The sequence below is a fragment of the Halobaculum saliterrae genome, from assembly GCF_009831625.1.
GTDB lineage: Archaea > Halobacteriota > Halobacteria > Halobacteriales > Haloferacaceae > Halobaculum > Halobaculum saliterrae.
Map to the genome: position 1 here is coordinate 268333 of NZ_WUUS01000003.1, position 19554 is coordinate 287886.

Here is a 19554-nt window from a genome sequence, read left to right on the forward strand (position 1 = left end):
AAACGCTCCCGGTCCCGGCCGTTCGCGGGACGACCGACCCACCGGACCGCCGTCCGAACGAATGTCACGGACGATTCTCGCAAATACAGACATGTGGGATAGAGAGCGATCTGGACGCCTATATATCCGCATAGGACTGTAGATGGCAAGTTACATTATGCCCGAACTAACGGATACACGTGATGTCCGAGGACACCACTCGGCGGCGCTTTCTCACCGCGGCAGGCTCGGGCGTGGCGGCGGCGCTCGCGGGCTGCTCCGGGAACCAACCGGACGAACAGTCGACGGAAGCCGACACCGACACGCCGGCGTCGACGGACACGGCGACGGCGACGCCGGAGTCCGAACAGACGTACACCGGCGGGACGCTCCAGTTGGCCTCCAACGGTCCGGTCCAGACGCTCGACCCGATAAACGCCAAGGGGTCGGGCGCGGGCTACAACCAGTACAACGGCACGCTCATGACGTTCGAGAACGGCGACCTCCCGCCGGTCGCCGGGCTCGCGACGGACTACGAGGTCTCCGACGACGGCCTCACGTACACGTTCCAGCTCCGAGAGGACGTACAGTTCCACAACGGCGACGAGCTGACGGCACAGGACTTCGTCTACTCGTGGGAGCGGCTCGCGGGCGCCGAGGAGACCCGGAACGCCGACGACATCGTCGGCGACACGTTCGCCATCGACCACGAGAAGCAGGACGACCTGGACGGTGTCTCGGCGTACATCCCCGGAACGCTTGCCGTCGAGGCGGTGGACGACTACACCTTCGAGTTCACGATGGCGACCCCGTTCACGGGGACGATGTCGCAGATCGCCAGCGGCACGTTCGCCCCGATCCCGGAGGGTGTGGTCGCGTACCCGAAGGACTACGAGGACCACGAGGGCGTCGACGACCTCATGTGGGAGGGCGAGTACGAGTACAACGAGTACTTCTCCACGTCGGGCGACGGCCCGTTCTTCGCGGGCACGGGGCCGTTCCAGATCGACTCCTGGAGCAAGGGCGACCAGATCCGCCTGTCGGCGTTCGAGGACTACTACGGCGAGGGTCCCTACATCGACGAGATCGTGTACACGGTGATCGGGAACCAGCAGACGCGCTTCTCCCGGTTCAAGAACGGTAACCTCGACGTTCTCCTCAACGGGATGCCGACGGCGGCGTTCAACTCGGACCGCCGGTCGATCGACCGCAACCGCGGCACCTACCGGACCGGCACCTACGACCTCGACAACGGGAACACCGTCAACTACGGCGAGGCGCCCGCGCTCGACACGGACTACCTCGTGTTCAACTGCGCGCGAACCCCGAAACCGGTTCGGCAGGCGATCGCCTACCTGATCAACCAGGAGCGCATCTCCCAGGACGTGTACAAGGGGCTCCAGCCCGCGGCGTACCACCTCACGCCGCCGGGCGCGTTCATGGCCCGGGAGGGCGAGAACCCCGGCGAGAACTACAACAAACACTACCAGGACGGGCACCGCAATCGGATGGATCAGTTCTCGGACGGCTACCCCTACGGCGTCGGCGAGGCCCGCATCGGCGAGGCCCAGCGCGTCATGGAGGAGGCCGGCTACGGTGAGGACAACCGTGCCGAAGTCGAGTTCACGGTGTTCTCCGGCGACGGCGCCTGGGACTCGATCGCGCAGACGCTGCGCGACAAGGCGACGGCCGCCTACATCGACATCAACATCGTCAAGGCCGACTTCGGGACGATCATCGGACAGGCCCTCGACGGGGCGATGGACATGTTCTCGCTGGGCGACGGGATGGAGTGGCCGGAGTCGGACAACTTCCTCCGGTTCATCCCGCCGTATGACAGCCCCAGCGGGATGTTCACCCGGTGGACGTACCAAGTCGTCTGTTCGGACGTGGACTTCGACGGCGACGGCGTCGACGCCGTCCGCTCGAACGTGTACGAACAGCTCGACCGCGACTTCCCCGAGGACCACGTGAAGGTCGACATCGAGAACAACCGGGTTCGCGTCGCCATCGAGAACGTCACTCCCGACGAGTTGGAGTCGGCGATCAACGACGCCGGCTACAACTACGGCGAGGCCGAGTCCACGCAGGCGGAGTTCGACCCGCTGATGCCGGAGTCTGACCGGGAGTGGGACACGTATCTCGAGAACCGCGGACCGGGCGAGGAGGCAGTCCGTGCACGCGACGAGGTCTACTACTTCCAGGAGGAGGTCAACTGGGCCGCCGTCCAGGAGCTCCCGCTCGTTCACTCCGTCTCCCAGCGGCTCTGGCAGGACCGGGTGAACGTCCGCATGGCCGGGACCATGGAGAATCAGACCTTCAACACCCTCACGCTCGAGGACCAAGACGGCAACTGACACGACCGAGCGCCGGCCTCCTCGATTCAACAGTATTTTTGTAGTGCGATCGAAGTGACCAACGAGACCCTCTGACCTCCGAAACACATGAACCGGCTGAAATACATCGTCAAGCGCGTTCTCATGTCCGTCCCGGTCCTGTGGTTGGGAACCAGCATGACCTGGTTCATCATCTACCAGGGCCCCGTGGATCCCGCCGCCAACCTCCTGAGCGGAAACGAACGACTCACGGAGGCGAAGTACGAGGCGGCCCGGACCGAACTCGGCCTCGACCAGCCCCCCTTACAGCACTACGTCGACTGGATGTGGAGCCTGTTCACGCTCGATCTCGGGCAGACGTGGCTGGTGTACACCGGCTCCAACGTCGGCGCGCTGGTGCTCGACTTCCTGCCGCGGACCGTCTGGCTCGGCTTCTGGTCGGTGCTCATCGCGATCTGTATCGGCGTGCCGCTGGGCTTCTACGCCGGGATCCGCTCGAACTCCGTCGCCGACTACGTCGCCTCCGTCTCGGGGATCGTCTGGCGCGCGATGCCGAACTTCTGGCTCGCGGTGATCCTCCTCGCGCTGCTGGTCGGTTCGGAGTCGCTGTTCGGCTTCGACTGGGACACGTTCCTGATCACCCTCCCGTCCGGCGTGACCGGGAACCCCGGACTCTCCTACATGGCCGGCGACCCGCTCGCTCTCTTCACACAGCCGCGAGAGACGCTCGCGGCGATCAAGAAGATCCTGCCGGCCGCGCTCGTGTTGGGCTCGGCGTCGATGGGCAACGAGATGCGTATCGGGCGGACCGCGGTTCTCGAGACGAAGAACGAACAGTACGTCGACTTCGCTCGTGCACGCGGCGTTCCCGGGCGGGCGATCGTCTGGAAGCACGTGTTCAGGAACGCGCTCGTCCCGCTGGTTCCGGTGATCACCACGGAGGCGTTCCTCCTCATCGGCGGCAGCGTCCTCGTCGAGTCCGTGTTCGGGATCAACGGCATGGGGAAGCTGTTCTTCGACGCCGCGATACAGGGCGACCTCCCGCTGGTCGGGTCGCTGATGTTCGTGTTCATCGTGCTCATGCTCACCATCAACATCGCACAGGACATCCTCTACACCCTGATCGACCCCCGCGTGGGCTACGACGGGACCTGATCTCACATGGCGACACCAACCAGAACCCTCACCGACGGCGAGGCCGCACCGCTTCGAGATCGAATCATGGCGAACCCCCGCCCTGCGGCGACCTGGCTGGCCGTGACCGCCGTGTTGTTCGCGCTACAGGCCGGCGCCCTCGTCGAGTTCATGGCGGCGCTGCTCGCCGACGCCGCGGCCGCGCTGCCGGGGGTCGCCGTCCCCGCGGCCGTGCTCGCGCTCGAACGGGCGGCGGACGCCGTCCCGACGCTTCTCTCTCGCGAGACGATCCCGAACCAAGGGTACTACAACGGGAGCGGCTACGTCGGGACGTTCCTCGGGCTGTCGCCGGATCTGGCGTGGCTCCTCCGGGCGACGCTCATCTACGCGTACTCGTTCGTGACGCTGGGCTGGCTGTGGGTCGGCTACGAGCGGTATCGAACCCACTACCGGATCGCCGATTGGACGCCCCGTGACGACGTGATCGACCGGTTCCGTGAACACAAGTGGGGACTGTTCGGCGTCGCCGTCGTCGCGATGTTCTTCGTGATGGTCCTGTTCGCGCCGGCGCTCAGTCCCACGACGACGGCGGCGAACCTCGAGGACCCCTACGGAAACGAGCTCACCTACTGGACCGGCGACGGGACCCAGACCGTCACCGTCGGACAGGCGAACCTGGGATCGCAGTCGCAGGGGACGCCACAGGAGAACGTCGGTCCGATGCAGTACGACGACTACGGCCGGATCCATCCGTTCGGGACGCTTCCGAGCGGCAAGGACCTGTTCACCTTCATCGCCCACGGATCGCGGATCTCGTTGATCATCGGGCTGGTCTCCGTGGGCCTCTCGGTGTCGATCGCCGTCGTGCTCGCGTTGGTGACGGCATACTACAAGGGGAAGATCGACCTCGGCGCGGTGCTCGTCTCCGACGCCGTGATGGGGATGCCGCAGTTGCTCCTGCTCATCATGCTCTCGGTGATCCTCTCGGGGACGTGGATCGGCAAGATATACTCGGGGGCGTTCGTGCTCGCGTTGATCTTTGCGGGCACCGGCTGGCCGGCGATGTGGCGGTCGTTCCGCGGCCCGGCGCTGCAGGTGTCCAACCGCGAGTGGGTCGACGCCGCGAAGTCGTTCGGACAGACCCCCACGGCGATCATGCGAAAACACATGCTTCCGTACATCACCGGCTACGTGCTCGTGTACGGTTCGATGACGCTCGGCGGCGCGATCATCGCCATCGCCGGGCTCTCGTTCCTGGGGCTCGGCGTCAACCCGCCCACACCCGAGTGGGGACGGGCCGTCAACGCCGGGCAGGACTACGTGACGACCGCGTCCTGGCACATCTCGCTCATCCCGGGGATCCTGATCACGCTCGTCGTGACCGGGTTCAACGCCCTCGGCGACGGCGTTCGCGACGCCATCGATCCGGAGTCCGACGCGGAGGACCAGGGCGGCGCCAGCGGTCGCGGGGGTGGTGCCTGATGGCCGCCGACGGCGCCGACCCGCACGCGGAACGGCCGGTCGACGAGGCCGCCCGCGCGGACGGCGGCGGCGACGCGCTCCTCGAGGTCGAGGGGCTGACGACCGTCTTCCACACCGACAAGGAGACGATCCGGGCGGTCGACGACGTCTCCTTCTCCGTCGAGGAGGGGGAGACCCTCGGGATCGTCGGCGAGTCCGGCTCCGGGAAGTCGGTCACGGCACGCTCGATCCTCGGGCTGATCGACTCCCCCGGCGTCATCGAGTCCGGTTCGATCCGGTTCCGCGGCGACGAGCTGACCGGCGACAACTGGGACACCCACCGCGGCGACATCTCGATCGTGTTCCAGGACCCGAGCAACTCGCTCAACCCGGTGTACACCGTCGGCAACCAGATCCGCGAGACCCTGCGGATCCACCAGGGGATCCGGGGGCAGGAGGCGCGCGAGGAGGCCGTCCGGCTGCTCGAATCGGTCGGGATCCCCGACGCGCGCCGGCGGGTCACCGAGTACCCGCACCAGTTCTCCGGGGGGATGCGCCAGCGTGCGGTCATCGCCGTCGCGCTGGCGTGCGATCCGGACCTGCTCGTGTGCGACGAGCCGACGACCGCGCTCGACGTGACGATCCAGGCGCAGATACTGGAGCTGCTCGACGACCTGCAGGACGAGGAGGACCTCGCGATCGTGTTCATCACCCACGACATGGGCGTCATCGAGGAGACCGCGGATCGAGTGAACGTCATGTACGCCGGCGAGATGGTGGAGTCCGCGCCGGTCGGGGAGCTGTTCGACCGACCGCAGCACCCGTACACGCGGGGGCTGCTCGCGTCGATCCCCGGCCGGACGGTCTCCGGCGATCGCCTCCCGACGATCGGCGGCGAGGTCCCCACGCCGACGGCGGAGGCGACCGACTGTCGGTTCGCCGACCGGTGCCCGGAGGCGTTCGACGCCTGCGAGCGCGTCCATCCGGAGCCGATCCGGGTCGGCCCCGATCACACCGCCGCGTGTCTGCTCCACGAGGAGGGGTACGAACACGACCTCGACGCCGGCGATCTCCGGGGGGAAGGAACCACCGACGGCGACGCCGACGCAGTCGCCGACGGAGGTGATCGCGCGTGAGCCGCAACGACGCGGCGACGGAGTCGGGGACGGCGAACGAGTCGGAGGCGAGTCGACCCAGCCGAGCGGCCGCCGACTCCGACGACTCCACCGTCACCGCCGACGACCCGCTCGTCGAGGTCCGTGACCTGAAGAAGTATTACGACGACGACGGGTTCCTCGGCGACGACCCGGTCAAGGCGGTCGACGGGGTCTCCTTGGACATCCGCCGCGGCGAGACGCTGGGGCTCGTCGGCGAGTCCGGCTGTGGGAAGACGACGCTCGGGCGGACCATCCTCGGGCTCGAGGACGCCACCGGCGGCGAAGTCGTCTCTGACGGGCGCAACGTGGCGCGCCTCTCGGGGAAGCAGCTCCGCGAGTGGCAGCGTGACGCCCAGATGGTGTTTCAGGACCCGGAGGCGAGCCTCAACGACCGCATGACGGTCGGCGAGATCGTCCGGGAGCCGCTGGACGCCCACGACTGGGAGACCGCCTCCGAACGCAGACGACGCGTCTTCGAGCTGCTCGATCTCGTCGGGCTCAACGAGGAGCACTACTACCGCTACCCCCACCAGTTCTCCGGCGGGCAGCGTCAGCGCGTCGGCATCGCCCGCGCGCTCGCGCTCGAACCCGAGTTCATCGTGCTCGACGAGCCGGTGTCGGCGCTCGACGTGAGCGTGCAGGCGCGGGTGATCAACCTGCTTGAGGACCTGCAGGAGGAGCTCGGCCTCACCTACCTGTTCATCGCGCACGACCTCAGCGTCGTCCGGCACATCGCCGACCGGGTCGCCGTAATGTACCTCGGCGACATCGTCGAGCTGGGCGACACCGAGACGGTGTACAGCGACCCGGCGCACCCGTACACGCTGTCGCTGCTGTCCGCGATCCCGGGGAGCCACACCGGCACCGACCGGGACCGAGTCACGCTTCGCGGAACGCCCCCGTCGCCGCGGGACCCCCCGCAGGGGTGCCGCTTCGCCACCCGCTGTCCGGCGAAGGTCCGCCCCGCGGAGTTCGACGACCTCTCGGGGACCGCCTGGGAGCGTATCGACGCGCTCCACACGGTGTTGCGCGAGCGCGCCCACACCGAGACCGGGCTCACGGAACGGCTGAAGCGTCGACTGGGACTCGCCGCCGACGCGAGCGACATCGACGAGGTCGTGGCGGACCTGTTCGAGCGAGACTCGGACGTCGCCGCCGCCGACGGTTCGGCGCGAAGCGATCTCCTCACCGAGTCGGCCCGCAGCGCGGTCGAGGACGCCGTCCAGTTCGCCCGTCGGGGCGAGGACGAGGAGGCGACCGCGGTGCTCCGCGAGGCGTTCGGTTCGGTGTGCAACCGCGAACGGCCGGAGCGACACGCCGTCGGCGACGACGGCCGCGTGAGCGCGTGCGTCCGCCACACCGACGAGTACGAGGACCCCCGCTCCGTCGTCGACCGCCGGTTCGGCGACGACTGACGGCCCACCACCTCGACGGGCGACTTCGATGCGTGGCCTCCGTTCTCGATAGGTGACTGTGAAACGGGGAGCAGTACACCGGTCTCCCGTTCCCCCCGTTCGGAACGGATCGCGGACCACGACACGGGAAGCGCGGGTCAGTAGGACGATCGCCACGGGCGGAGGACGCCGCCATCCGTCGAAGGAGGCTCTCACACGATGCGGTCGATCCACCGAACCTGTGAACCGCGTGGAGGCCTAGAAGGCAGGCAGATCTCTTCTGAATCGGTCTGACGACGACGTGGTGAAAAACGAGTGCTGCCCAGACTGACACAGATCACGCTTGACGTTACTCAACACTTCATTCCACATCTCCCAGAGCAGTGACTGACTTGGTGGCTTCGCTGTGAAGCCCCCGAGACCGTCGCCTCCAGTTCTGGAAGTTTCTTTCTGTGAATGGAATTCTCGATCGTGTCGACGGTGATCTCGAACTATCAGCCGAACTGCAGGGCACTGTTCAAGATACAACAGCAACGGTTCGATCCCGCCCGCTGGCGACTGCATCCCAGAAGTTTGGCGTTGAAGGGGGTACGCTGCAACAGGCACAAGATGGGGTTGTCTTGACTCATAATGACGAGGAAGTTGCGAGGTGGCTATCTGAGACAGCGATGATCGCTGACCTCGCGGTTGATATCGTATTGGCAACGGAGCTCGACGAGTGGTCCTCGCTCACGCCAGAACAACGCGGACGACTCATCTCAGCTATGCGAGTGTTCATTAACTGGTGCCCGGGGTGTGACGCGGATATGACGTTCACAACGGCCACGTTGGATACGTGTTGCTCTACGGTTGAGACGAGTGAGTACGTTTGTGAATCATGCGGGGAGCCACTGTTGAGATCTCGAGACTGACGGTCTTCGACAGATATGTTTTCAGTAAGAAGAATAAAGGAATATGTCCTCAGATCGCCGAAAGCTGATTTCGATGTACGTGGCCCTCGTCGGGGGGTGTATTCTACTCCTCGCTATTTCGAATGCGCTGGGCCTAACCAACGTCCGAGTAAGTTTGAGTGCTGGAATGGCGTTGATAGGAGTCACCACCCTACTGTACGTTGGAATGTACGCGACGTTCCGACTGGCCAACGATCACACTCCCTGAATGCTGGGTGAAATGCTGGACACGCATAGGGATCTCTGATGAGTCTGTGAAGAAACGCCGCCTAGACCCCTCCGTTAATATATAACCAACCGGATCTGTTGAAACCTTCTTCCCGTCTTGTGATTTGCTGAGATTTCGGTTTGTAGTGGGTTCGGAGAATTCGATAGCGAAGACAGCTCTACGCAATATCGATGCTGAAAGACTTCAACAGAGACAACGTTCTCTGTCGAACGCAGTTTTCTGGCGGCTCCCTGTCGATCTGGTGGATAAGAACCAGTAGCTAACGGTGGGCCTCGAGAACTGGCCGAGCTCGTATGAATCCGATTGCATCCGCAGCGCACAGGGTCATCCTCTCGATCGAGGGGTGGTTCGTAGAAATCCAAATGCGAAAGCTGTGGTCTTCAGGGAGGCCGCTTTGATATCGCGATATGCGATTTATACGATGCGTCGAGGCCGCGGGGAGCGCACTCGAGTCGGAACGGGAATCGAACGTGATAGTTTGAGATATGGGTTTTTGATTATCCGACCGCTGGATAGCGTATGTCGCCTCAACACGCCGACGAGCTGGCCTCCGAGAGCGACATCGAGGAGGACATCGACGTCGACATCGACGAGGAGATCCGAGAGGGAGTGGACCGGGATGACGGGTACGACGTGGACGCCGCGAGCGACATCCAGACGTCGATCGGGGAACTGCAGGGGTCGTCCGTGGAGATCGCCCGACAGGTGGACGAGATCCGCGATCAGGTCGCCCAGCAGCACGAGGCCATGCAGCAGGTCGGCGACGAGGTCGGCAGCCTCAGCGCCGCCGTCGAGCAGATCGCCGCCTCCTCCGAACAGGTCGCCGGGGCGAGTTCCGACGCCCGCGAGCTCGCGTCGTCGGGTGCGGAGTCGGCCGGGGACATCGCCGACGCGATGACGGCGATCAGCACCGCGGCGGACAGCGTGACGGAGGACGTGAAGGCCATTCAGGAGAGCGTCAAGCAGATAGACGAGGTGATCGAGGTGATCAACGGGATCACCGAGCAGACGAACATGCTGGCGCTCAACGCCTCCATCGAGGCCGCACGCGTCGACGACGGCGGGGACGGGTTCGGCGTGGTCGCCGACGAGATCAAGTCGCTGGCCGAGGACTCACAGGAGCGGGCCGCGAGCATCGAGTCGATGATCGCCGAGATCCACGCGAAGACGGAGACCGCCGTCGAGAGCCTGGAGGAGAACAACGAACGGATCGAGCGGGGAGTCACAGCCGTCGAAGAGGCCACGGAGACCTTCGAGGAGATCGACGAGGTGGTCGAGGAAGTCGATCAGGGGATCGACGAGGTCGCCCGCGCGACCGACGAGCAGGCCGCAGGCACCGAGGAGGTGACCACGATGGTCGAGGAGGTCGTCGAGTCGACCGAGGAGACGGCGGCCGGAACCGCCGAGATCGTCGAGGCGGTCGACGAACAGACGGACGAGCTCGACGAGATCGACGACGACATCGATCGGCTCGTCGAGGAACACGTCATCACGGACTGATCCGCCCGTCGGAGAGCGAGATAAAGACAGAATATTGCATCAACTTCTGGGGGTGGATGAGTCGACCGCAAATGCATATATTCGCCGCCATATCTCTTCGGAAGCGGTTTTCACGCTTTGATGAAATATACAGAATTAGGGCATTAGGACGCGAGGTTGCATCAGATTCATGTGGGTCGCCGCGAAGACGGGGGCATGAGCGAGGCGGACGCCGAAACCGAACGAGTCGCCGTGACCGCGAGGGTGCCGACCTACCAGAAGGAGGCGTGGGTGGCGGACGCCGAACGATTGGACATGTCCCAGTCCGAGTTCCTCCGGACGATGGTGCAGGCCGGCCGCCGCGACCTCGGGATCGCCGAGGAGTTCGGGTCGCCCGACGGAGTCGAATCGCGACCGAGCGAAGACGGCGAGGATCCGGCAACAGATTCCGGTAGCGCGGAGGGTGGTTCTGCCCCCTCGAACCCTGGGGGTAGTGGCCTCGAAGACGACCTCCTCGGCGCCCTCGCGAACGGCGACGTCATGTCGTTCGACGAACTCGTCGAGGCGGTCGCCGGCGACATCGAGGCGCGCGTCGACGAGACGATGGGCGAACTCCAGTCGGCGGGCCGCGTTCGGTACAGCGGTCGCGACGGCGGATACGTGTTGGTGGAGTCATGAGCGCGGCGGACGGAACCGGGGACGAGGGCACTGTCGGCGACGACCCCGTCGGATACTTCCTCGAGGACATGGAGCTCCACGGGAAGAGCCCGCGGACGCGGGCGGAGTACGGCCGCGTGCTCCGGCGGTTCGAGACGTTCCTCGCGGACGAGGGTCGGGGACCGGCGGGCGGCTCGAACGAGCCGGCTGCCGCCTCCCATCGCGACTGCATGGCGTTCGTCCACGAACTGCGCCGCGATCCGGACCTCGCGGAGTCGACGACGGCGACGTACGCGGCGTACCTGCATCGATTCTTCGCGTACATGACGCAGGTGGGCGCGTTCGACGCGAACCCGATGGCGCTGGTGATGGAGGAGCTCGACGAGCGGATCGACACCGACCCCACGCGCAGAGAGATCTCCGTGCCGCGGATGCGGCGCTTCGTCGGCGGCATCGCTCACCCGCTGGAGCGGGCGCTGGTCGTCACGCTGCTGAAGACGGGGATGCGCGTCGGCGAGCTGTGCAACCTCGACCTCCGGGATCTGACCCTCTCACGGGGGCTCGCGGGCTACGACGTGGGGACGCGGGCCCAGTTGGACGGCCGGCCGGACTCGCTGTTCGTCGCCAGCGAGCCGTCGGTCGGCGAGTCGTACAACGGCGAGGAGCGGACCGCATCGAACAAGCGCAAGCGCGACACGGTGATCCCGGTCGACGACGAGCTCTCGGAGACCCTCGTCCGGTGGCTCGCGATCCGGCCCGACGCCGTCTCGCCGGCCGAGCCGCTGTTCGTGGGCACCGGGAGCGGCTGGGGCGAACGCCTCACGCCCGAACAGGTCGGTCGCGTCGTCAGGGAGCACGCCGCGGACGCCGGGTGGTACGAGCGCGGCGCCGGGGCGACCGAGAACGTCACGCCCCACTACTTCCGGCACTTCTTCACCACCCACCTGCGGGACCGGACCGGGGACCGCGGCGTCGTGAAGTACCTCCGCGGCGACGTCGGCGACGACATCATCGACACGTACACGCACAACTGGGGGCACAACGTCCGCGAGACCTACGAGCGGCACGTCTACTCGCTGCTTCGGTGAACTGACGGACCATCGGCCCGTCCGCGACCGCCGGGGTTTGGGGGTGGGAGTATTCCGAGGCGTGAATGGAACGAGGCAATTGTTGGATATCCGAGTATACCTGCCGGTTGAGACGGGCACGAGAGCAACACGTATATCTTATATCGCTATATGAAAGTTATCTCCGTTCGATCCGTGAGCGCCCGGGAATCTATCGATGCGGACCGGCACGGGGAACGGCCGAGTCGGCGGCGCTGGAAGGCGTCGGACGATGATCCGGGACGAGTCCTCACTCCAACGCGGCGTCGGCGACGGCGGCCACGAGGGAGGCGAAGAACGTCGCGACGAGCACCGCCTTCACGACCTCGACGGTCGAGCGGGGCTCCTCGAGGGGGAGCGCGTACAGCCACACGAGCACGAGCGAGACGCCGACGGCGACCCCGACGGTGGAACAGAACCGGAGCGGAAGCCCCGCGACCGACCGCTCGTTCGTCGGGTCCCGCCGCTCGATGGCGGTGTACAGCGCGACGTAGGTGAGCCCCAGCGCGAGCGTGACGCCGACGACGGCGTGCGCGAGACTCATTCCCGCTGCGACGATCCAGATGTCGCCGGGGATCAGCAGGCCGCCCGCGAGGATGAGCGCCCCGACGGCCTGCTGAGCGATGTCGGCGAGGTCGAACCTGACGCGGCGGCCCCGAGCCATATCGAGCCATCGGCGGGGCCCGGGAAGTAGGCAGGGGTCGAGTGTTGGGGAGCCAACCGTGGACCCGCCGAACCGTGCCGACGCCGGCTACGCGCCGAGGTCGCCGCCGCGGTCCGTGTCGACCGGGTCGATCAGCGACGGCTCGTCGTTCGCGGGGGAGTTCACCCGCGAGGAGACGGGGTAGTACACCATGTCGTCGCCGGAGTACGGTTCGAGCAGGTCCGCCTTCCCGAGATCGCCGGCGAGCCAGTCGCCCTCCCGCTCGCGGGGGAGCACGACCGCCATTCGGTGATGCAGGTCGGCCACCCGCTCGTTCGGTTCCGTCGTGAGCACGGCGAACGCCTCGACGCGCTCGTCGGACGGGTCGCCGTCGTCGCTTCCGCCGCCCCACTCGCCGAGTCCGGCCTGTCGCCCCGGCGTCGGCGGTTCCCACGTCGCGTGGATGCCGGCCATGGCGAACGCGCGCTCGTCCTCGAGGGCGACCCGGTACGGGCGCTTTCCCCCCTCGCGGTCGCTCCACTCGTAGAAGCCGTCCGCGGGGACGAGACAGCGGCGCGACTCGAACGACGCCGCGAACGCGCGCTTCTCGTCGACGGTCTCGGCTCGGGCGTTGATCAGGTCTCGGGCCTCGTCGGCTCCCGCCGGGGTGTATCCCCACGTCATCCTGCGGAACTCGTCAGGGGCGTCGCCGGCCACGACGGGGAGGTCCTGCCCCGGCGCGCAGTTGTACCGCGGCTCCCAGTCGTCGGGGACCGCGGCGTCGAACCGCTCGGCGAGGTCGGCGGCGGAGAGGGTGAGCGAGTAGCGACCGCACATACCGGATCCGAATACCGCGGACGGAATAACCGTACCGTGTGGGTCCACGCAGGGTGTGCGTCCACCCGTGTCGCGTTGCCCGTCGTCGGCGACGGGGAGACCCGAGCGGGACGCAACAGAACCCTTTAGCCTCGGTGCGACCCCACATCGACCGACACGGCGGCTGCGGGGGCAGGGCGATATCTCACCCCGAGCCCGCGGTCGCGGACACACCATGCGCATCAGAAACAGCTTCATTCCGGTCGAGGGCGTCGGCGCGACGACCGAGCGCCGAATGTGGGAGAACGGGGTCCGCGAGTGGGGAGAGTTTCGGCAGGACCGCGCGCCGGGCGTCGGCGCGACGACGGCCTCGCGCATCGAGTCGTTCATCGACGAGGCGACCGAGCGCCTCGACGACCGGGACGCCCCCTTCTTCGATCGGGCGTTCCCGTCAGAGGAGCGGTGGCGGCTGTACGAGGACTTCCGCGACGGCGCGTGCTTCTTCGACATCGAGACGACCGGCCTCTCGCATGACCGCGACCGCGTCACCACCGTCTCCTTTCACCGGGACGGCGAGACGACGACGCTCGTACAGGGACGCGACCTCTCGGCGGAGTCCCTGCGCGAACAGTTCCGCGAGGCCGACCTCCTGGTGACGTTCAACGGAACGAGCTTCGACGTGCCGTTCCTCGAGACCTCCTTCGACATGGAGATCGACACGCCGCATCTGGATCTCATGTACCCGTGTCGGACGCTCGGGCTGACGGGAGGACTGAAGCCGATCGAGCAGGAGTTGGGTATCGCCCGCGACGGGCCGGACATCACCGGCCGCGACGCGGTTCGACTGTGGCATGAGTACGAGCGCGGCGACGAGGAGTCGCTGGACAGGCTGGTCTCGTACAACCGGGACGACACGGTGAACCTACGGACGCTCGCCGACGAGGTCGCGGGACGGCTCCACCGGGAGACGGTTCCCGACGACGACCCGATCGGAACGACGCTCGGCGGGCGGTAGCCGGGCGCGCTCGCGCCGGGTCCCGTGTCGCCTCAGACGATGTCACCGATACGACGCGGCTCGCCGGACAGCGACGGCGACTCCTCGACGATCTGCAGCACCTCGTGGTCGGTCACGTCCATGTACGACTTGCGTGTCGCCTCCTCGATGAGGTCCTTCTCCAGTCGGAACTCGGTTCCCTCGTAGACGACGTCGACGCCGGTCTCGTCGAACGAAAGCGCGGTCATGGCCGACCGTAGCCGTCCGGCCTATTTAAACGAACGGCACCGGCCGGGAGCGTCCTCGGGGTCGGCCGCGTCTCCGCGTTCGTGCGCCGCGAGGTCGGCGACGGGGGTGACGGCGGTGAGTGCAGTGACGGCGGTGACGGGAGCGACTGCGGCGATCGTGACGGCCCCGAGGCTCGTCGGACCGAAAGCGCCTTTCGGTGCCCCGGCCGATCCGGAGGCATGATCTCCATCGCGCTCGCGGGCAAGCCCAACGCGGGCAAGTCCACCCTCTACACGGCCGCGACGATGGCCGACGTGGACGTCGGAAACTACCCGTTCACGACGATCGACCCGAACCGGGGCGTCACCCACGTCCGCACCGACTGCCCGTGTGTCGACCGCGAGGAACGCTGCGGCGACGAGGACTGCCACGACGGCACGCGCTACGTCCCCGTCGAGCTGCTCGACGTGGCGGGGCTCGTGCCGGGCGCTCACGAGGGGAAGGGGCTCGGCAACCAGTTCCTCGACGCCCTGACCGACGCGGACGTGATCCTGCAGGTCGTCGACGCCGCGGGCGCGACGAACGCCGAAGGGGAGCCCGTCGAGGTCGGGGAGTACGACCCCGTCGAGGAGGTCGACTTCGTCGAGGCGGAGATGGACGCGTGGCTCGCGGGCATCCTCGACCGCAACTGGGAGTCCGTCGAGCGCAAGTCCCGATCGCCCGACTTCGACATCGAGGAGGCGCTCACCGACCTGCTGACGGGGTTCGGCGCGACAGAGCACGACGTGACGATCGTGCTCCGGGGGCTGGAGTACCCCGACGACCCGATCCAGTGGAGCGACGAGGACCGCGAGGTGCTGGCGGCCGAGATCCGCGCCCGGACGAAGCCGATCGTCCTCGTGGCGAACAAGGCCGACATCGCGCCGCCGGAGAACGTCGAGCGCCTGCGCGAGACCGACAAGCCGGTGATCCCCGCGACCGCCGACGGCGAGCTCGCGCTCCGGCGGGCGGCCGAGGCCGGCGCGATCGAGTACGACCCCGGCGACGGGGACTTCGAGGTCGTCGGCGACCTCAGCGACCAGCAGGAGCAGGGACTCGAACGGATCCGCGAGGTGATGGAGGAGTTCGGCGGGACCGGGGTTCAGGCGGCACTGAACGAGGCGGTGTACGGCCTGCTCGATCTGATCACCGCCTTCCCCGTCCAGAACGAGACGCACTGGACCGACGCGAAGGGGAACGTCCTCCCCGACGCGTTCCTGCTCCCGAGCGGCAGCGGCCCCCGAGACCTCGCGTACGCAGTCCACACCGACATCGGCGACGGGTACCTCCACGCCGTCGACGCCCGCGCCGACCGCCGGATCGGCGAGGACACGGAGCTGGAGGAGGGCGACGTGATCAAGATCGTCTCGACAGCGTCGTGACCGCCGTCGTCCCCGTCACGGACGCACAGCCGAGCCAGTTGTTCGTGAGCGCCGCAAAGCTCCGTGACGTGCTCGGGTGGTTCCCCGTGGACGCGCCGGAGGCGCCCGGTCGTGACGATCCGCTCCCCGTGTTCGGGCCCGAGGACGTGCCGTTCGAGGTCCGTGGAGAGGTACTGCTCGCGGACGGCCACACCCGTGCGGTAGCGGCGGTGCTCACGGGCGCGGACGCCCTTCACGTCGAGCGGGTCCCCGCCGCCGATCGCCGGGAGTTCTCGCTCGACGTCTACGAGACCTGCGTGGACTGGTGCGTCGATGCGGGGGTCACCGATCCCCGGGACCTCGTCGGGCGGGTCGTGAGCGCCGAGACCCACGAACGCGAGTGGGTCGAACGGTGCCGAGCGATCGAGTGAGCCGCGTCAGGGTTCGGCGTTCAACGCCTCCGCGAGCCGATCGACCTCCGACTCGGAGTTGAACGCGTGCACGGACGCCCGAACCGCCTCGGGATCGGGGACGTCGCGGATCACGATCCCCTCGTCGTGGAGGCGATCGACGGTCGCCTCGGGGTCGACCACGTCGAACGTCACGAGCCCTGATTCGGGGTCGGCGGGCGACAGCAGTCGATCGCCGTCGAGGCCGTCCGTCAGCCGGTCCGCGAGATCGAGCACGCGCTCGTGGACGGCGTCCAGGCCGACGGACTCCATCGTCCCGATCGCCTCCCGAAGGCCGACGTGCGGCGCCAGCGACGCGGTGCCGCGCTCGAAGCGCGCGCCGCCCGGGTTCAGATCGTACGCGTCGGCGCCGGGGTCGTCGACGCTCCGGTAGCTCACCTGCGCCGGGTGGAGGTCGTCCTCGGCGGCCGGATCGACGTACAACAGTCCCGCTCCCCACGGCCCGAGACACCACTTGTGCCCCGAGCAGGCGACCGCGTCGGCGCCCCACTCGGGCACCGAAATCGGACGCTGTCCCGGCGACTGCACCGCGTCGACGAGGGAGAACGCCCCCGCGTCGGCGGCGATCTCACACAGCTCCCGGACCGGGAGCCGGGTGCCGTAGTTCCACGACAGCGACGAGAAGCACGCGAGGTTCGCGTCGGCGACGGCGTCCGCGAACTCGTCCGTGTCGATTCGGCCGTCCTCGGTGTCGACCACGCGCACCTCGACGCCGCGCCGTCGTTCGAGCCGCTCGAACGGGAGGGTCCCGGCGGGGTGTTCCAGATCGGTGCGAACGACCACGTCGCCGGGATCCCAGTCGAGCGCGGCGGCGACGGCGCTGACGCCGTCGGCGGTGCTCTCGGTCAGGCCGACCGCCTCGCCCGGGGCGTCGAGGAACGCGGCGAGTCGATCGCGGAGGCGCTCGTACTCCTCGAACGCGACCACGTAGGGGTCCGACTCCGCGAGCACGTCGACCTTGTGGTACCGCTCCCACGCGGCCGACGCGTCGAGCACGCGGTCCGGCGAGGGGCCGGTCGCGCCCGTGTTGAAGTAGGCGACGCGGTCGCACGCCGGGATCGACTCCCGCAGCGCCTCGGGGGAGTCGGGACGGTCGCCGAGGTCGGGGTCGAAGTCGATCGCGGGGGCCGATCCGGTCTCGGGATCGGACCCGGATTCTGCCTCGGGATCGGACTCGTCCCCGGCCATCGTCACCGCACCGCCTCCGCCGCCTCGGCCATGATCCCCAGCGCCTCCTCGAGGTCGTCCTTGCCGGCGGCATAGGAGATCCGGGCGTGGCCCGCACCGTGCTCGCCGAACGCCTCGCCCGGGACGACGACGACGCCGCGCTCGATGCACTCGTCGACGAACCCGTCGGGCACGCGCGGCATCGCGTAGAAGGCCCCCTGTGGGGTCGGACAGTCGAGCCCGGCATCGGCGAGGCCGTCGACGACGAGGTCGCGCCGGCGCTCGTACGCCTCCCGCATCTCGTCGACGACCCCCTGCGGTCCCGACAGGGCGGCCTCGGCGGCGTACTGTGCGGGGGCGGATGCGCACGCCTGCACGTACTGGTGGACGCGAAGCATCCGCTCGATGCGGTCGCTCGCGCCCGTGATCCAGCCGAGACGCCAGCCGGTCATCGAGTACGCCTTCGATGCGGCGTTGACGACGACGACGTTGTCGCGCTCGAACTCGATCGGCGAGCGGTGCTCGCCGTCGAAGACGAAGTGCTCGTACACCTCGTCGGAGATACACAGCACGTCGTGCTCGCGGGCGATGCGCGCGAACTCGCGGACGTCCGCCTCCGAGGAGACGGTTCCCGTGGGGTTGCCGGGGGAGTTGACGACGAACGCGGCGGTGTCGTCGGTGATCCGCTCCTCGATCGCGGCCGGGTCGATCGTCAGGTCCTCGCGCAGCGGGACCGGCACGGGCTCGCCGCCCGCGAGCTTCGTCAGGGCGTCGTAGGCGACGAACCCCGGATCCGGGATCAGGACCTCCTGCCCGGCGTCGACGTGCGCCTCCATGGCGAGGTGGAGCGCCTCGCTGCCGCCCGCGGTGGCGATCACGTCGTCGGGGTCGACCTCGATCCCCTGGTCGCGAGCGTGCTTGTCGGCGATCGAGTCGCGTAGCGCCTCGATGCCCTTGTTGCCGGTGTACCCGTCGGTGTCGCCGGCCTCGATGGCGTCGATCGCGGCCCGTCCGGCGTGTTCGGGCGTCGGGAAGTCCGGCTGCCCGAGCCCGAGGTTGATGGCGTCGTCGCCGGCGGCCTCGAACACCTCGCGGATGCCGCTGATGGAGATCCGCTCCACGCGATCGGAGAAGGTCGTCATGTGGGAACGGGCGGCTGCGGCGGTGTTAGTCGTTTCCCTCGGGCGACCCCGTCGAGGCGGCTACTGGTACATCCGGAGCTGCTGGGCCTGCGAGATGTTCTCCTCGCCGCCCTGCATCTGTGCCGCCAACTGCTGTTTGGCGCGGCGGATCCGGTCGGCGTGCGTCTTCAGCGTCTCCGCGTCCACGTCCACTCCCGTGAGCGGCTCGACGACCGACTCGAGGACGACCCGGGCGGCGACGGGGTCCGGGAACTGCGGGTCGGAGTCGACCACCAGTCCGACGGCCGGGAGGTCAGTCTCCAGCGCGTGTGCCAGCAGCGCGCCGGTGGGTCCGGTGACGAGCCCCGCGGACTCGGGCTCGGGGACGTCCAGCCCGTCGAGGATGCCGTCCGCGCCGCCGACGGCGACCCCCCGAAGCGTCGGCGACGCCTCGGCGTCGTCGTCATCGCGGTCGGCACGCAGTCCCGCGATGTACAGCGGCGTGACCGACTCCTCGCGGAACCAGCCCTCGATGCAGCCCGCGAACTCCTCGGCGGCGTCGGGGGAGACGGGGACGTCCGACTGGAGGACGAGCAGGTCCGCGTCGGCGTCGGCGTACAGCCGCACGGGCGTCGTGACCCCGCGTTCGTCGGCAGCGTAGGCGGCCGCCGCGGGGAGCCCGTCGCAGTGGACCGTCGCGTACAGCTCCATGTCGAGCGTCCCGACGAGGTGATCGGCGACGATCTTCCCCACCAACCCGACGCCCGGCAACCCCTCCACGAGTACCGGGTCATCGAACTCGCGCTCGGAGACCACGTCGATGTGTCCCATAC

At 67.7% G+C, this 19554-nt stretch carries 17 protein-coding genes; 11 read left to right on the plus strand and 6 right to left on the minus strand.

Going from position 1 to position 19554, the window contains the following annotated elements; genetic code table 11:
* The first annotated feature begins 182 nt into the window (after positions 1-182).
* From GRX01_RS06160 to GRX01_RS06195, 8 genes are all read left to right on the plus strand, one after another.
* Positions 183-2336: an ABC transporter substrate-binding protein gene (locus GRX01_RS06160; protein WP_159664555.1), complete on the plus strand. Its 2154-nt coding sequence runs from the start codon at positions 183-185 to the stop codon at positions 2334-2336.
* Positions 2337-2423: 87 nt separating this feature from the next.
* On the plus strand, positions 2424-3470 hold the full coding sequence (locus GRX01_RS06165) for an ABC transporter permease (RefSeq protein ID WP_159664557.1): 1047 nt from the start codon (positions 2424-2426) through the stop codon (positions 3468-3470).
* A gap of 6 nt (positions 3471-3476) precedes the next feature.
* Positions 3477-4931, plus strand: coding sequence for an ABC transporter permease (locus tag GRX01_RS06170; RefSeq protein ID WP_159664559.1), 1455 nt, complete (start codon positions 3477-3479; stop codon positions 4929-4931).
* Positions 4931-6046, plus strand: a complete 1116-nt coding sequence (locus tag GRX01_RS06175; protein WP_159664561.1) for an ABC transporter ATP-binding protein — start codon at positions 4931-4933, stop codon at positions 6044-6046. The genes GRX01_RS06170 and GRX01_RS06175 overlap by 1 nt, the downstream gene beginning before the upstream one ends.
* The gene (locus tag GRX01_RS06180) at positions 6043-7482 is read left to right on the plus strand and encodes an ABC transporter ATP-binding protein (protein WP_394351372.1); all 1440 of its coding nucleotides are present in this window, start codon (positions 6043-6045) and stop codon (positions 7480-7482) included. Before GRX01_RS06175 ends, GRX01_RS06180 begins: the two co-directional genes overlap by 4 nt.
* Positions 7483-9159: 1677 nt before the next feature.
* Positions 9160-10140, plus strand: a complete 981-nt coding sequence (locus GRX01_RS06185; RefSeq protein WP_159664563.1) for a methyl-accepting chemotaxis protein — start codon at positions 9160-9162, stop codon at positions 10138-10140.
* 195 nt (positions 10141-10335) lie between these two features.
* Entirely contained in the window at positions 10336-10797 is a 462-nt protein-coding gene (locus tag GRX01_RS06190; protein ID WP_159664565.1) for a DUF5805 domain-containing protein, read from the plus strand.
* Positions 10794-11864, plus strand: coding sequence for a tyrosine-type recombinase/integrase (locus GRX01_RS06195; protein ID WP_159664567.1), 1071 nt, complete (start codon positions 10794-10796; stop codon positions 11862-11864). The genes GRX01_RS06190 and GRX01_RS06195 overlap by 4 nt, the downstream gene beginning before the upstream one ends.
* A 268-nt stretch (positions 11865-12132) precedes the next feature.
* Here the strand turns inward: GRX01_RS06195 and GRX01_RS06200 are convergent, their stop codons facing one another.
* On the minus strand, positions 12133-12546 hold the full coding sequence (locus tag GRX01_RS06200) for a DUF2391 family protein (protein WP_159664569.1): 414 nt from the start codon (positions 12544-12546) through the stop codon (positions 12133-12135).
* 87 nt (positions 12547-12633) lie between these two features.
* Positions 12634-13362 (minus strand): SOS response-associated peptidase, encoded by a 729-nt coding sequence (locus GRX01_RS06205; protein ID WP_159664571.1) that lies wholly within the window; start codon positions 13360-13362, stop codon positions 12634-12636.
* Positions 13363-13576: 214 nt separating this feature from the next.
* Between GRX01_RS06205 and GRX01_RS06210 the strand changes: the two genes are divergently transcribed.
* Positions 13577-14356, plus strand: coding sequence for a ribonuclease H-like domain-containing protein (locus GRX01_RS06210; protein WP_159664573.1), 780 nt, complete (start codon positions 13577-13579; stop codon positions 14354-14356).
* Positions 14357-14388: 32 nt separating this feature from the next.
* Here GRX01_RS06210 and GRX01_RS06215 read toward each other — a convergent pair whose 3' ends face one another.
* Complete coding sequence (locus GRX01_RS06215; protein ID WP_159664575.1) at positions 14389-14583, minus strand: DUF5800 family protein; 195 nt, start codon at positions 14581-14583, stop codon at positions 14389-14391.
* Between the two features lie 219 nt (positions 14584-14802).
* On the opposite strand from GRX01_RS06215, the gene GRX01_RS06220 reads away from it, so the two are divergent.
* Positions 14803-15984, plus strand: a complete 1182-nt coding sequence (locus GRX01_RS06220; protein WP_159664577.1) for a redox-regulated ATPase YchF — start codon at positions 14803-14805, stop codon at positions 15982-15984.
* The gene (locus GRX01_RS06225) at positions 15981-16394 is read left to right on the plus strand and encodes a histone acetyltransferase (RefSeq protein ID WP_321167931.1); all 414 of its coding nucleotides are present in this window, start codon (positions 15981-15983) and stop codon (positions 16392-16394) included. The genes GRX01_RS06220 and GRX01_RS06225 overlap by 4 nt, the downstream gene beginning before the upstream one ends.
* Positions 16395-16400: 6 nt before the next feature.
* Here GRX01_RS06225 and GRX01_RS06230 read toward each other — a convergent pair whose 3' ends face one another.
* The 3 genes from GRX01_RS06230 to GRX01_RS06240 are packed head-to-tail and all read right to left on the minus strand — an operon-like array spanning position 16401 to position 19552.
* A complete protein-coding gene (locus GRX01_RS06230; protein WP_159664579.1) occupies positions 16401-17621 on the minus strand; it encodes an aminotransferase class V-fold PLP-dependent enzyme in 1221 nt (406 codons plus the stop codon).
* A gap of 2 nt (positions 17622-17623) precedes the next feature.
* Entirely contained in the window at positions 17624-18742 is a 1119-nt protein-coding gene (locus GRX01_RS06235; RefSeq protein ID WP_159664581.1) for a pyridoxal phosphate-dependent aminotransferase, read from the minus strand.
* Between the two features lie 60 nt (positions 18743-18802).
* Positions 18803-19552 (minus strand): proteasome assembly chaperone family protein, encoded by a 750-nt coding sequence (locus GRX01_RS06240; RefSeq protein ID WP_159664583.1) that lies wholly within the window; start codon positions 19550-19552, stop codon positions 18803-18805.
* Positions 19553-19554 lie beyond the last annotated feature (2 nt).

Coding starts and splice junctions, on each gene's coding strand:
- GRX01_RS06160 (WP_159664555.1), top strand. CDS start 183: ATGTCCGAGGACACCACTCGGCGGCGCTTTCTCACCGCGGCAGGCTCG.
- GRX01_RS06165 (WP_159664557.1), top strand. CDS start 2,424: ATGAACCGGCTGAAATACATCGTCAAGCGCGTTCTCATGTCCGTCCCG.
- GRX01_RS06170 (WP_159664559.1), top strand. CDS start 3,477: ATGGCGACACCAACCAGAACCCTCACCGACGGCGAGGCCGCACCGCTT.
- GRX01_RS06175 (WP_159664561.1), top strand. CDS start 4,931: ATGGCCGCCGACGGCGCCGACCCGCACGCGGAACGGCCGGTCGACGAG.
- GRX01_RS06185 (WP_159664563.1), top strand. CDS start 9,160: ATGTCGCCTCAACACGCCGACGAGCTGGCCTCCGAGAGCGACATCGAG.
- GRX01_RS06190 (WP_159664565.1), top strand. CDS start 10,336: ATGAGCGAGGCGGACGCCGAAACCGAACGAGTCGCCGTGACCGCGAGG.
- GRX01_RS06195 (WP_159664567.1), top strand. CDS start 10,794: ATGAGCGCGGCGGACGGAACCGGGGACGAGGGCACTGTCGGCGACGAC.
- GRX01_RS06200 (WP_159664569.1), bottom strand. CDS start 12,546: ATGGCTCGGGGCCGCCGCGTCAGGTTCGACCTCGCCGACATCGCTCAG.
- GRX01_RS06205 (WP_159664571.1), bottom strand. CDS start 13,362: ATGTGCGGTCGCTACTCGCTCACCCTCTCCGCCGCCGACCTCGCCGAG.
- GRX01_RS06210 (WP_159664573.1), top strand. CDS start 13,577: ATGCGCATCAGAAACAGCTTCATTCCGGTCGAGGGCGTCGGCGCGACG.
- GRX01_RS06215 (WP_159664575.1), bottom strand. CDS start 14,583: ATGACCGCGCTTTCGTTCGACGAGACCGGCGTCGACGTCGTCTACGAG.
- GRX01_RS06220 (WP_159664577.1), top strand. CDS start 14,803: ATGATCTCCATCGCGCTCGCGGGCAAGCCCAACGCGGGCAAGTCCACC.
- GRX01_RS06230 (WP_159664579.1), bottom strand. CDS start 17,621: ATGGCCGGGGACGAGTCCGATCCCGAGGCAGAATCCGGGTCCGATCCC.
- GRX01_RS06235 (WP_159664581.1), bottom strand. CDS start 18,742: ATGACGACCTTCTCCGATCGCGTGGAGCGGATCTCCATCAGCGGCATC.
- GRX01_RS06240 (WP_159664583.1), bottom strand. CDS start 19,552: ATGGGACACATCGACGTGGTCTCCGAGCGCGAGTTCGATGACCCGGTA.